General features: G+C 32.0%; 13 protein-coding genes. 4 read left to right on the forward strand and 9 right to left on the reverse strand.

Annotated elements, in window-relative coordinates:
* Positions 1 to 12: 12 nt before the first annotated feature.
* The 7 genes from J2S15_RS00725 to J2S15_RS00755 form a co-directional block, all read right to left on the reverse strand.
* The gene (locus J2S15_RS00725; protein ID WP_307404510.1) at positions 13 to 846 is read right to left on the reverse strand and encodes a PRD domain-containing protein; all 834 of its coding nucleotides are present in this window, start codon (positions 844 to 846) and stop codon (positions 13 to 15) included.
* Between the two features lie 14 nt (positions 847 to 860).
* Complete coding sequence (locus tag J2S15_RS00730) at positions 861 to 1,340, reverse strand: PTS sugar transporter subunit IIA (RefSeq protein ID WP_307404511.1); 480 nt, start codon at positions 1,338 to 1,340, stop codon at positions 861 to 863.
* A gap of 168 nt (positions 1,341 to 1,508) precedes the next feature.
* Positions 1,509 to 2,591: a HAMP domain-containing sensor histidine kinase gene (locus J2S15_RS00735; protein ID WP_307404513.1), complete on the reverse strand. Its 1,083-nt coding sequence runs from the start codon at positions 2,589 to 2,591 to the stop codon at positions 1,509 to 1,511.
* Complete coding sequence (locus J2S15_RS00740; protein ID WP_307404515.1) at positions 2,588 to 3,259, reverse strand: response regulator transcription factor; 672 nt, start codon at positions 3,257 to 3,259, stop codon at positions 2,588 to 2,590. Before J2S15_RS00740 ends, J2S15_RS00735 begins: the two co-directional genes overlap by 4 nt.
* Before the next feature lie 292 nt (positions 3,260 to 3,551).
* Entirely contained in the window at positions 3,552 to 4,211 is a 660-nt protein-coding gene (locus J2S15_RS00745) for a hypothetical protein (RefSeq protein WP_307404517.1), read from the reverse strand.
* A 130-nt stretch (positions 4,212 to 4,341) separates the two neighbouring features.
* Complete coding sequence (locus tag J2S15_RS00750) at positions 4,342 to 4,866, reverse strand: hypothetical protein (RefSeq protein WP_307404519.1); 525 nt, start codon at positions 4,864 to 4,866, stop codon at positions 4,342 to 4,344.
* Between the two features lie 129 nt (positions 4,867 to 4,995).
* Complete coding sequence (locus tag J2S15_RS00755; protein ID WP_307404521.1) at positions 4,996 to 5,340, reverse strand: recombinase family protein; 345 nt, start codon at positions 5,338 to 5,340, stop codon at positions 4,996 to 4,998.
* 364 nt (positions 5,341 to 5,704) lie between these two features.
* On the opposite strand from J2S15_RS00755, the gene J2S15_RS00760 reads away from it, so the two are divergent.
* The 3 genes from J2S15_RS00760 to J2S15_RS00770 all read left to right on the forward strand — a co-directional run bounded on the left by J2S15_RS00760 (position 5,705) and on the right by J2S15_RS00770 (position 10,248).
* Positions 5,705 to 6,601, forward strand: coding sequence for a DegV family protein (locus J2S15_RS00760; RefSeq protein ID WP_307404523.1), 897 nt, complete (start codon positions 5,705 to 5,707; stop codon positions 6,599 to 6,601).
* Between the two features lie 156 nt (positions 6,602 to 6,757).
* Positions 6,758 to 9,127, forward strand: a complete 2,370-nt coding sequence (locus J2S15_RS00765; RefSeq protein WP_307404525.1) for an InlB B-repeat-containing protein — start codon at positions 6,758 to 6,760, stop codon at positions 9,125 to 9,127.
* A gap of 194 nt (positions 9,128 to 9,321) precedes the next feature.
* Positions 9,322 to 10,248: a hypothetical protein gene (locus tag J2S15_RS00770; RefSeq protein WP_307404527.1), complete on the forward strand. Its 927-nt coding sequence runs from the start codon at positions 9,322 to 9,324 to the stop codon at positions 10,246 to 10,248.
* Positions 10,249 to 10,287: 39 nt separating this feature from the next.
* Here J2S15_RS00770 and J2S15_RS00775 read toward each other — a convergent pair whose 3' ends face one another.
* Positions 10,288 to 11,355: a HAMP domain-containing sensor histidine kinase gene (locus tag J2S15_RS00775; RefSeq protein ID WP_307404529.1), complete on the reverse strand. Its 1,068-nt coding sequence runs from the start codon at positions 11,353 to 11,355 to the stop codon at positions 10,288 to 10,290.
* A complete protein-coding gene (locus tag J2S15_RS00780) occupies positions 11,342 to 12,022 on the reverse strand; it encodes a response regulator transcription factor (protein ID WP_307404530.1) in 681 nt (226 codons plus the stop codon). Before J2S15_RS00780 ends, J2S15_RS00775 begins: the two co-directional genes overlap by 14 nt.
* Before the next feature lie 142 nt (positions 12,023 to 12,164).
* On the opposite strand from J2S15_RS00780, the gene J2S15_RS00785 reads away from it, so the two are divergent.
* Positions 12,165 to 12,725, forward strand: coding sequence for a DUF308 domain-containing protein (locus tag J2S15_RS00785; RefSeq protein ID WP_307404532.1), 561 nt, complete (start codon positions 12,165 to 12,167; stop codon positions 12,723 to 12,725).
* The last annotated feature ends 12 nt before the right edge of the window (positions 12,726 to 12,737 follow it).

The raw sequence follows: 12,737 nt of genomic DNA on the forward strand, positions 1-12,737 counted from the left end.
CGACAACTGCTCTTAATTACTATCTAATCTGCTACATAATCGATTTACATGAAGCATTAGATACATTAATTCTTCTTCATTAACATCCCAATCAAGTGAGCCACTTAAATAAATCTTGATAGTATATACACATTTATAAATACTCGGAAACTCTTCTTTCATTGATTCAAAAATCTTTAAGTTATCCGTAGACATTTGTGTATTTGTATTCTTTCGTTTCAATAAATAATAGATATGAGATACAAACCTGGAATAATTAAATCCACTCTTATCAATTTGCAAGCGAAGTTCCTCCTCAATAATGCGAGTGACATCTTCAACAACTTTCTCATCATCAATTTCTTGACTCATATCTCTACGAATTCTTTCGGCATTAATAAAGTGAAATGCAATTCCAAATACTTCTTCATATGGCAACGAAACATTCTTCTTTGCATTTATATAGCGAACCGCTTCTTTTGCCACTTCCATTTCCAACTCATAGAAATGTTCAATCTCATGAGTAAATGGCATCTTAATATTCATATATGTTTCATTTCTCTGAAGTGCAAATTGAATATGATCAGCAAGTGTAAATACTATATTGGGATTCATCTCAATATCAATTTTTGCTCTTGCCAAGTCAACAATCTTCGCAGCAATTCCAAAGATATCTTCAGGTATCTTTTTCAATAAATCAATACATGATTCATTCACTCCATAGAATGTTCGTTGAATAATTGATAAATCATCAAGTTCATATGGAATTTCAGGAAATGAGATCCCTTTTCCAAATGCTATTAATTCATGGTTATTATTATCAACACATACTGCGACATTATTATTGATTTTTTTTACAACCCTCATGATTGTACCTCCATCTACTTAAATGTAATCAATTTCGTCTTTCCTTTAACAACCAAATCCTCACCTGGTTCAATCACAAATGTTACTTCAGCACCATTTGTGATAACCATTGGTGTGATTAAATCAACTGCTTGTTCTTCCATAAATGCTCTATCTATTTCAAGCAGTAATTCCCCTTTTCTTACTCTTGAGCCTTGTTCTACAAATCGTTTAAACCCTTTTCCTTCTAAGTTAACCGTATCCAAACCTACATGAATTAGTATCTCAGCACCATTAGTTGCAGTAATACCAATTGCATGCAAAGTGTTCGCTATCATTGTTACTTTTCCATTACACGGTGCACAGATAGCATTACCTTCTAACTCAAAAGCAACTCCATCACCCATCATTTTGGATGCAAACACCTGATCTGGCACATTCTCTAATGCAATTCTTTTTCCATCTACAGGTGAGTACAAATCTACACTTTGATTCTTCTTAAATTTTTCGAACATTTGTCTCGTCCTCTCTTTCATTATAATAGGAAAAACTCCCATAAAAAAACCAAAAAAACAAATTACTTCGCTTTTTCGGTTATGCCTCTTATGGGAGTAACAATCCTAAATTCAATTTTGTTAGACAAATAATATCATCAAGTGTAAGCGCTGTCAACACTCAAATGTTTAATTTTGATATTTCTGCTTATTTGGATACAGAGTAACAATAAACTGGGTACCTTTTCCTAAGATACTATTGACCTCAATGCTACCACCTAGAATATCAACTACTTTTTTAACTAACGACAATCCTAAACCATTTCCCTGTTGTGAATGAGAAGTGTCTCCCTGATAGAATTTATCGAAGATATGTTTTCTTGTATCACTGCTGATTCCACATCCATTGTCTCTTATTTTCATTACAATAGCATCATCTATTTCTTGCAGAGATACTTTGATGGTTCCACCATCATCACTAAATTTAATTGCGTTAGAAATAAGATTATTCCAAACCAGTTCCAACATTCCTTCATCTGAAGTAATCATCACTTCATCTAAAGAATCTTGAATCGTGATATTTTTCTTTTCCCAAAGATCTTCATATGCAAGAATACTAAATCGTAATTGTTCACTTAAATCAAAAGTTGTGTATTCTGCAGTAATCTCTTGGTTTTCAAGTTTATTTAGTTTTAGAATATTCCCTACCAGATTTGATAGTTTTTTAGAAGCCGATATAATTGTTTCCGTATATTCGATTTTTTCACTTTCGCTTAGTTTATCATCTTGTAATGCAAGAGCATAACTTTGAATCACTGAAAGTGGTGTTTTAATTTCATGTGATACATTCGCAATAAAATCACTTTTTAGTGTCTCTGTAGTGTTTAACTCTTCTACCATTTTATTAAAATCTTCATAGGTATCATTGATAAAACTATCATTATTATTTTTTAATGGCCGTATACGTACTCCATAATCCCCTTCCGTCACCTGTTCCATTGCTTCACTTAATCTGCGCATCGGTTTTTCATAAGAGAACTTACGAAGCAATACAACAATGAATCCAGCTAAGAAAGTCATTAACATCAGATAACCAATTAATGAAGGTGCAATGATAAAGTTAGAATCAATTCCACTCTCCTTAAAACTTGAATAAATCATAATCAGACAACTACTGGCAACTGCAATAACAAAGAAAATAACAATATACATTCTTACGGATAATAATGTACTGCTACTTTTTTTCTTATCCTTTTTCTTCTCTTTTGTCATTTTAAAACCGCCTTATATCCTAACCCATGTACGGTTAGAATATCAAAATAAGGATTATCCGCAAACTTATCTCTTATCTTAGTAATATAGACATCAACACTCCTAGGTGTACTTTCACTATCAACACCCCAAAATTCATCTTTTAACTGATTTCTTGTGAAAGTGCGTTTTGGATATGATAATAACTTAAATAAAATATTGAATTCCTTAACTGTTAATGGAATCTGTTCTTCATCCAGATATGCTTCCATTTCATCTGCATTTAGCGTTAGCAATCCAATCGTTAATTGTTTGCTAGTCTCAATACGTGCTCTACGAAGCAATGCTTCTACTCGTAAAACCAATTCATCCAAATCAACTGGTTTTACCATATAGTCATCAATTCCAATTTGAAATCCTTTTTGTTTTGAGCCAATATCATCTTTTGCACTCATAAAAAGAATTGGTAAGGTATCGTTTTGCTTTCTAACAAGCGAAGCAAACTCAAACCCATCCATTTCTGGCATCATAATATCAGAAACAATTAGATCAATCATATTATCAATAAGTTCATCAAAAGCATCCAGTGCGTTCAGACAAGAAATTACCTGATACCCTGCATTTTTCAAATGAATACTTACAATTTTATTTAATTTAACATCATCTTCTACAACTAGAATGTTAATCATAGTACCACCCCTTTAGTTTTATTATAAACGTATGCGAATAAAAAATATACAAGAAAATCCTTTTCAATAAAGGATTTTAAATCGATAAATGATAAGAGTATCTGTATTCGTTTTATATATTTTGTAAGAACTATGTTGAATGTTTTTCATTTTTCTCTTATCAGTTTATAAATCATAGATTTACTTCTTTCTCATATAAATAAACACACCGAACAGCACAACTGCTATTACAACAATTCCAATAATTATAGGATTCATAAATTCACTCCTTTCTTACATAGTAAATCGACTATCAATTTGATGGTAATCTTTTATAGACTGATTTTTCACTGTTCATATGAACTCTTCCTTTAACAATCATATAACCACCTATAATTGCAGCGATTCCCCCAAACAAGACACCACTGCATCCAATATAAATAGTATAATCACCACCGTGTGCAAATGACATAATTGCTGTTTGAGTAAGAACTAAAGATATCAAAGCAGTTGCTAGATTGGTCAAACGAATGGATTCCATTAGTCGATCTTCTTTTTTTCTTGCCAGAAATACACCTCTGATTGCTGCACCGATTTCAAAGAAGGTAACAGCAGCAATTGTAATTGCTCCAATCGTTGAATACTTTACTAATGGTTCTTGAATGATAAATAAACGAAGACTATATATAATAAACAATAAACTTGATACTAAAATCACTACGCCAATCAACTGATAGCAACGATAGTGTCTTCTTTCTATCTCTTCACTACTGATAGACTCTTTCGTTGTACGCTTATGTTCAGTAATTGCAAAGTATTTTGCAATCATAATTCCCAAACTATAGCATGCACTTAATATCGGAAATAGAGAAAGTGTATAAACTCCTAGAAAAATCTTAGCAAGGGCCAACACCCCATTAAATGACATTGATAATTTTGTTAACTGATATTTGCAGATATTAATCCTAGGCATATATTACTCCTCCCTGATATTTATACTATTTTGCTTTCTTTTTCAAAAATACTCTAGCTCCTACAATAAACGTAGTTGCAGTGACAACCGTCACGGCTAATGGTTTTAGTCGCATACTCACTTCTCCTTCCTATACATATATCATTTCACTTGCTTCTTCGCATGTTCGATATACTGTTTCATATTCTTCATCAATTCTAGGATTTACTTTATTTGTTTGTGCTTTCTTAACTATTTGATAAATAAAATATGGTAATGCCCATCCAATAAACCCTGGAATAGCAAGAATCACACACCATAGGATAAATCCACCTAAATAACAGAAAGTAGCTCCAGCCATAAATACGGTTCCTATCAAACCTGTAGCTAGTGCAGTAATCATTGGTCTTGTACTTTTAGTTTTCTCCAAATGATAAATTGTCTCTAATGCATGTTCACATTCCTTTTGAAGTTTATTTAAATCTGATTTATTTTGAACCCTTCGATCTCGCTTCAATTTTATTGTAATCGTATCACTGCCAATTGTTGATGATCCAAAGCCTTCAATACTCCAGCCAAAGTTTTGATAACAATCGCTGTATACTGATTTCATATCGTTGTCAACAGATAAGGTGATATATTCATATGCAATAAAGTCTGGCTTCTTAGTTTTCATAAAATCTCCTTTCGTTTTATTCTTCTTTGTACATATGTAGTATGCTCTATACATATTAATAAGTTGTCAAAAAAATGTTAAAAAAATATTAAATCAAAAAAAAAGAACCATTTGCTTTCGCAAATAGTTCTAACTTGTCTGTACTTTACACTTAGTAAAGTCAATTTCAATCTTTTCTTTTAAACTGACTAATCCTGTGTTGTGTTCCTTTAAGAAATTTAAGTATCCTTTTAATCCATTCTTTGTCTTCGATAGACGATCCAAACTTGAAACAACTACTAGTGTAACTAATCCTTCACTAATATCCATTTGTAAGTTTGCCAATTCAGGTCTATCATCTTCTTCAACATCTTTTTCTTCAAATCGTTTGATTCCATATTTCAATTCAAATTCATTTAAAAACGAATCACATTGTTCAAGATCCTTTTGTTTGTTTTCCTCGAATCCATAGACTGCAATAAACTGTGTTACCATTTGCCATGACCTCCTTATTTCATAATTCTGGTTATGTTATAATTACACAAATTCATCTCAGATTTAATAAAAAGCCAACTAGTATTAGCTGACTAAATCTAAATTATAAATATAACATCAGTAGCTTTTTTATTGTAATACCATTTTGATAAAAGATTATCCATACTCCTTTTATCTAGGTCTATTTTACCACATTTTCAACCGAAAAGTAAGTTTAATGAAAACAAATTTCAAATTTTTCATAAATTTATGAAAGAATATTCAAAAAAATACATTGATTATCAAAACAAATTCTAGTTTTCATCTCTTTTGTATAGTACAATATAAAAGATATTTATTGAGAATAAAGAAAGGTATTATAATTATGTATAAAATTATTACAGATAGTTCTTGTGATTTGCCAGAATCATCGCTTGGAGATCTAGACATTATTCAAGTACCCTTTTATGTTACATTAGATGGTGAAACACACCAAAAAGAAAAAATTGAAGTAAGTGTTGAAGATTTCTATCAGTTTTTAATTGATAACCCTAAAGTATTCCCTAAAACATCGATGCCATCCATTCAAGACTACATGGATGTCTTTGAACCGGTTGCAAAAGCAGGTAATGATATTATTTGTTTATGTATCACTACAAAATTCAGTGGATCATACAATTCTGCACAAGGTGCAAAGCAAATAATGGAAGAAACATACCCTGATATTAAGATTACAGTAATCGATACTACAATTGTAACCGTACTTCAAGGATTATTAATTATTGAAATAGCGAAGATGAGAGATGCTGGATATTCTTATGAACAAATGATAGAAGAAATCGAAAGTTTAAAAAAGACAGGAAAAATCTTCTTTACAGTTGGTAGTATGGACTACCTTATCAATGGTGGTAGAGTTGGTAAATTATCAGGTTTTGCAGCTAGTGCATTAAAAATTAAACCTTTAATTCTATTCGATAACGGTGAGATTCATAATGCTGGAGTTATCAGAAGTCGTAATATTGGAAAAAAGAAATTGATTAATCTATTGTTGGATCATTTTGAAAGTAATAAATTAACACCAGATGAATGTATGATAACTGTTGGTTATGGTTCTGACAAAGAAGAAGGCTTACAGTTTAAGCAACAAGTAACAGATGCTATAAAAGAAACATATCCACAGTGGAATGAAGAAGTAAGTGTTCATTTGATTGGTGCAACTATTGCAGTGCATACAGGTCCTTTCCCTCTTGGTATTGGTGTTATCAATAAAGTTAAAATATAATAGTGGTGATTCGTCATTATCGAAAAAAAGTGGTAATTTATTGCAATTATCACTTTTTTAGGTCATTTCAAAAGCATAATTTTTATTAATTGGTATAATGGCTGTGGATACTTATAATTTATATATGCTTTAGTATCCAGACGAGGGCGGAAATACATGAAAAAAACAAGAAAATTACTTGGTGTCTTTTTGACACTTTTGATGTCGTTTGCAATTATAAACATTGCGAGTAACAATGACATCAGCGCAGCGCCTATCGCTGTTGATAACATGGGCGAATTAGCAACAGCGATACAAGCTGCAGATGAGGATACAACAATTGAATTAAGCAATTCATTTGATACATCCCCTACAACACAGACTTCTGTGACAATTAGCAATTCTGCTAACATCACAATTGAAGGAAATGGAAAAGTGATTGATGGTAGTAACTTACCTACTAATGCAAAACACTTAACAATCACAAACAATGGAACTGGTACCTTAACTTTCCAAAATATTACGTTTGCAGGAAATCCTGGAAATAGTGGTGCATCAATTACCAAAGGTGGATTGAATTTCACTAATGGTAATTATTCATTTAATAATGTAACAATCTCTAGTAATAGAGTCGGAGTGAATTTAAACAATGTTAATAACTTTGAAGTAAATGAATCAACTTTTGATACTAATTACAACCCAGGATATGGAGCTTCAGCAATTAATGCAGAAGCAAAAGTTAATAACCTTGATATCAAAAATACTTCTTTCATCAACAACTATGGTGATGGAGGAAGTGGGGTGTCAACTGGTGCAATTTGGATTAAATATACTCAAACTGTAACAATTGATCAGTCTTATTTTAAAGGAAATACTGCAAATTCATCAGGAGGAGGAGCTGCAATCGCATTTACTGTTGCCCAAAGTAATAATATCAATATTACGAATAGTTATTTTGAAGATAACAAAACGAATTACAATCCAAGCACTGGTAGTGCTTGGGCAGACGGTGGTGCAATTTATTATTATGGTCAAGCTGGAGGAACCAATCCTTATTTCAACGTTGACAGTTGTACATTTGTAAATAACTACGCTCATGATGATGGAGGAGCAATTCTTATAGAACAACCTACTGCCAGTGGTCAGGCAATTGTGTCCAATTCAACATTTAGTGGAAACCGCGCAAATGGTAAGGGTAGTCAAGGATTCCAAGATAGTAGTGGCGGTGCAATTCAAATAGCAATCGATACAAATGTTGATTTAGTTAATAATACATTTTATGCAAATGTTAGTGGTGGCTCTGGTGCATTTCATAACAATCAAAAAGGTGGAGCTATCGCGACCCACAATGAAGGTGGTAGAAATGCACCTATAAATTCTTACAATAATATCTTTTTAGATAACTATGCTGAAGATGCAAGTGGTGTAAGAATTAATGATGAATATGCAAATGTTCATGCAGAAATTTTTATGAATTATAATAGTATCGGTGTAGACAATGGAACAGCAGTAGATTCTAGCTTAATAAATACACAAACGGTTTTCGGATCTGATACACCTACACTACAAGCAAACTATGATGTATCATCAATTGGAAATCCTAATAGTAGTTATACGATTGGATATTTACCAACGCTAACAATTGTTCCTGGTGGCTTAGCTGATGCAACTGGTACGCCTACTTCCCTTGCACCATTAGATGCAAGAAAAGTCACAAGAGAAGCAACACCTGATGTTGGTGCAATTGAAATCTCATATATGAAGTTTGATGCAAATGGTGGAACATGGAAAAATCTACCTGCATTATCTTATGATGGTACAGAGTATTATAGTGCCTCTGAAACTGATACTTATTATTTAGTAGCGTACAACACTGCCACATTAAATACACTAGATGATACAAATCTGGAAAACGACGATAAACAATTCTTAGGTTGGTCAACATCTGAAACAGCAACAACTGCTGAGTATACTGCAAACCAGGCAATTACCTTAAATGGAAGTGATACTTTATATGCAGTGTGGAGTAATGATACTACAACTACAAAGCATACTGTAACGTTTGAAACAAATGGTGGTAGTGCAATTGCTAGTGTTGAGGTAGAAGATGGAAATGCAGTAAGTAAACCTAATGAACCAATACGTGAAGGTTATAAATTCCTTGGCTGGTTCTTAGATGATGAAACATTTGCTAATACTTATGACTTCACTACTTTGGTAACTAAAGATGTTACATTGTATGCAAACTGGGAAAAAGTAACTGACCCAGTAGATCCTGTCGACCCCGTAGACCCAATTGATCCTGTAGATCCTATAGATCCTGTTGATCCAGTGGAACCTACAAACCCAACGGAACCTACAAACCCAACGGAACCTACAAACCCAACGGAACCTACAAATCCTAGTGAACCAATAGCAAAACCTGCTACAACCCAAAATGGAGTTACAAGCCCTGCTACTGGTGATACAACAAATGTAACTTTATTGCTTACATTAATTCTATTAGCTGGAAGTAGTTTGGTAATTTTAAAAAAAGTAAAACATTAATATTCACAAAACACCTTAACTAAATTTGAGGTGTTTTTAATTGTTATTTAAAATAATTAGTTAATAATAATTTCACGTTGAACAAAAAGTCAATAAACGATACAATTGATGTAGAGATGAAGGAAATAAGTATTAAGGAAATAGTATCAACAATTTTAAATTGTGATATATTTTTTTAGGAGGAAAGATAAAAAATGAAAAGATTATTAAGTTTATTGCTGGTTTTCGGACTATTCCTTACTGCCTGTGGAGGGAGCAGTAATGACAGTAGTGGTCCAAAAGAATTTGATTCTAAATCAGCCAACGCAGTAGCAAAGGTATTCGACAAGAATGGATATGAGGTTACTTTCCAATCATCTGATGGATTTGAAAGTTTGGTTTATTCTAGTGAGGATAACTTAGATTACTTTGATGTAATTGCTACAGCTGACGGAGAGAAAGTTTATGTTTATGGTGATTTAGATGCTGGATACATCATTGATGATGAAACTGGTGTTTATGGATCTGATTCAGTTGCTGACACTTCTTTTGCTTGTGTATTTAATTTAGAAAAAGAAAAGACAGTTACTGGTTATGATTGTTCTGATGACGATAAAAAAGAACTGGAAACAATCAAAACTAGATATCATGAATGGATTGAAAAGTATGAGATTAATGAAAAAGACATTAAAAAGCATTTAGATAATGTATTTGATGAAGCAAAAGCTGAAAACGAAATTAAGAATAAAGCATACGGCTTAGGAGAGACTGTAGAATATTCTGAAAATGGTGATGTGAAATTTACGCTTACAATTAATTCAGTAACATCAACTGAAGAACGTAATCAATTTGATGACAGCAATCCTGCTCAGGTAATTAAGATTAATTATACATATGAAAATATTAATGATGAAGATGGAGTTTATATCTTTTCTTCTTACTTCACTGTAATCGATGAAGGTGGTAATGTTTGTGATGCATACCCTATCAGTGGTGAATATCCAAAAGATGCACCAATTGGTGCTAAAGCTACTGCTGATGAAGCATATGGATTAAAACAGGCTAGTGGAACAATAAAGTTGCGTTTCAACCCAACAATGTTTGGTGATGAATACATTAACTTCGAGCTTCCAGTACAATAAGAAGTCAAAGTCTCAGCTGAAACTGAGACTTTTTTTATTTTAATTTTTATAGTTTACTGGTAATTCAACAATAAACTTAGAACCTTTATCTAATTCACTATACACTTCAATCGATCCTTTGCATAAGTCAACAATTCGTTTTACAAGCGCCAAGCCAAGTCCATTCCCTTGCGAAGAATGAGAGGAATCTCCCTGATAGAACTTATCAAATATATGTTTTGTTACTTCTTTATCCATTCCAATCCCATTATCTTCAATTACTACTTGAACTTTTTCTCTATCGTTTACTAACTTTAAAGAAATCGTCCCATTATCTTTTGTAAACTTTATCGCATTCGTAAGAAGATTAATCCAAACCTGATTCAGAAGTTCTTCGTTTGCTTGAATTGTACAACTGTCTAGCTCCATATCTAATGTAATATTTTTATTTTTAATACGACTTTCCAATAGTAATATAGCTTTTCGTAATTGTTCATCTAATAAAAATTCTGTAATATCATTCATTCGATCACTACTTGTAACTTTTGATAATAACAAAACATTATTAGAAAGTTGCGTTAATCGCTCTGATTCGGAAATAATAATATCTAAGTATTCGTCTTGACGTTCTTTGGATAAATTTCCTTTTTTAATTAGTTTCGCAAATCCTTTGATTGATACTATGGGTGTTTTATATTCATGCGAGATTGTACTTACGAAGTCATCCCGAAGGGTTTCTATACTTCCCAATTCTTTTGCCATTTCATTTACACTTGTTGTCAATCGACTAAACTCATAAGGGTATTGATTTTCTAAACGAATATCAAAGTTCCCTGCTGCTATTTCTTTTGTGGCATCAATGATTTTATTTAATGGTCGTAATGTTCGATTTCCTGCGATTGTTGTAATAATAATACTTACTAATAAACTAATAATAAGCATAAACATAATTATAATTGGAAAACGTCTGGATGTAAGTGGTTTTAACACATGTAAATAATCCATCAAATATATAAAAGCAACAGAAACTAACATACTTACAAATAATACAATAAAAACAAAGCATACCAGTATTGGTAATAGTTTTATCCTTGCCATTATAAATCTTTTATTTTCATTCTTCATCATACTGTACCGCCTTATATCCCAGACCTCTCACCGTAATAATATCAAAGTCTGGCCAATCATAGAACTTCTCTCTTAAGCGTCCTATATGTACGCTTACTGTATGTTCTGAAGTCTCGCTATCCATCCCCCATATTTCATCCATTAACTGAACTCTTGTGAAAATCATATTGGGATAACTCAATAATTTATATAATAAATAAAACTCTTTCTGAGGTAAGGTAACACGATTCATTTCACGCGTTACAGTTAACGTATCATAATTTAAAGTTACCTTCCCTACTGTAAGTTTTCTTTCATTTACTATCTTAGCTCTGCGAAGTAATGCATTGATACGTAAAATCATTTCTTCTTCATCGACTGGTTTTACCATATAATCATCGGTTCCTACAAAGAACCCTTTTTTTCTGTCTTTTATTGCTTCTTTCGCAGTTACCATTAAGATTGGCAACTGATAGTCTGCATCACGAAGTTGTTCCACTAAGGCGTACCCATCTACTTCTGGCATCATAATATCAGTAATCATTAAATCGATGTGTTGAGTATCTAAAATTTCTAATGCCTCTTGTCCATCTCTTGCTAATACTGGTGTGAATTGAGCATCTAAAAGTACTGCTTCCATAAGTTTTCTGGTGTTGAAATCATCTTCTACTACTAATATTTGAATCATGGTACACCCTCCTTTTATTAATCATTACCATTATAATAAGAAAACTTCAACTGAACTTCAACTAAAATGTAGATTTTATTGAAGTTCAATTGAAACTACTATTATACTATATCCCTAACATTTTTATGAAAGGAGTAGTTGTATGAAACGACAAACAAAGATTGATTGGATTGAATTGTGTAAAGGGTTATTATTCTTCATATTAGGAATTTTCACTTTACGTAATCCAAATAAAACAATGACAAACATTGTAGTTATATTCAGTATTATATTAATTATTTATGGCATTGTGGAGTTGTTCTTATATATAAAGACACGAAAACATATTGTTTTCAAAACAACAAGTTTACTAATTACAAGTATTGCAAGTTTAAGTGCTGGTGGTTTATTACTTTTAAATCCAATTATTGGAAAATGGATTTTGAATATCATTATTCCCTTATGGATGATGATTAATAGTGGTATCCATATGTGTAGAGCATATATATTAAAACCGATAACTGGTAATGTTGTATTTATTTTAGTTGAAGTATTACAGCTCATCTGTATGACATTTGCAGTAATGATGCTATTTAATTCTTCATTATTCGCAATATCATTTGGATGGTTAAGTGGAATGGTATTTATCGTTTTAGGTGTTAGTGATGTTATTGAATCCATTAATGATGTAGATGATGAATCATTTATTGAATTAGATGTATAGATGAAAGGAGAA

The organism is Breznakia pachnodae (assembly GCF_030814225.1).
GTDB classification, from domain to species: domain Bacteria; phylum Bacillota_I; class Bacilli_A; order Erysipelotrichales; family Erysipelotrichaceae; genus Breznakia; species Breznakia pachnodae.

Excerpts from the sequence above, each read along its gene's own strand:
- J2S15_RS00725 (WP_307404510.1), bottom strand. The coding sequence starts at position 846 with ATGAGGGTTGTAAAAAAAATCAATAATAATGTCGCAGTATGTGTTGAT.
- J2S15_RS00730 (WP_307404511.1), bottom strand. The coding sequence starts at position 1,340 with ATGTTCGAAAAATTTAAGAAGAATCAAAGTGTAGATTTGTACTCACCT.
- J2S15_RS00735 (WP_307404513.1), bottom strand. The coding sequence starts at position 2,591 with ATGACAAAAGAGAAGAAAAAGGATAAGAAAAAAAGTAGCAGTACATTA.
- J2S15_RS00740 (WP_307404515.1), bottom strand. The coding sequence starts at position 3,259 with ATGATTAACATTCTAGTTGTAGAAGATGATGTTAAATTAAATAAAATT.
- J2S15_RS00745 (WP_307404517.1), bottom strand. The coding sequence starts at position 4,211 with ATGCCTAGGATTAATATCTGCAAATATCAGTTAACAAAATTATCAATG.
- J2S15_RS00750 (WP_307404519.1), bottom strand. The coding sequence starts at position 4,866 with ATGAAAACTAAGAAGCCAGACTTTATTGCATATGAATATATCACCTTA.
- J2S15_RS00755 (WP_307404521.1), bottom strand. The coding sequence starts at position 5,340 with ATGGTAACACAGTTTATTGCAGTCTATGGATTCGAGGAAAACAAACAA.
- J2S15_RS00760 (WP_307404523.1), top strand. The coding sequence starts at position 5,705 with ATGTATAAAATTATTACAGATAGTTCTTGTGATTTGCCAGAATCATCG.
- J2S15_RS00765 (WP_307404525.1), top strand. The coding sequence starts at position 6,758 with ATGAAAAAAACAAGAAAATTACTTGGTGTCTTTTTGACACTTTTGATG.
- J2S15_RS00770 (WP_307404527.1), top strand. The coding sequence starts at position 9,322 with ATGAAAAGATTATTAAGTTTATTGCTGGTTTTCGGACTATTCCTTACT.
- J2S15_RS00775 (WP_307404529.1), bottom strand. The coding sequence starts at position 11,355 with ATGATGAAGAATGAAAATAAAAGATTTATAATGGCAAGGATAAAACTA.
- J2S15_RS00780 (WP_307404530.1), bottom strand. The coding sequence starts at position 12,022 with ATGATTCAAATATTAGTAGTAGAAGATGATTTCAACACCAGAAAACTT.
- J2S15_RS00785 (WP_307404532.1), top strand. The coding sequence starts at position 12,165 with ATGAAACGACAAACAAAGATTGATTGGATTGAATTGTGTAAAGGGTTA.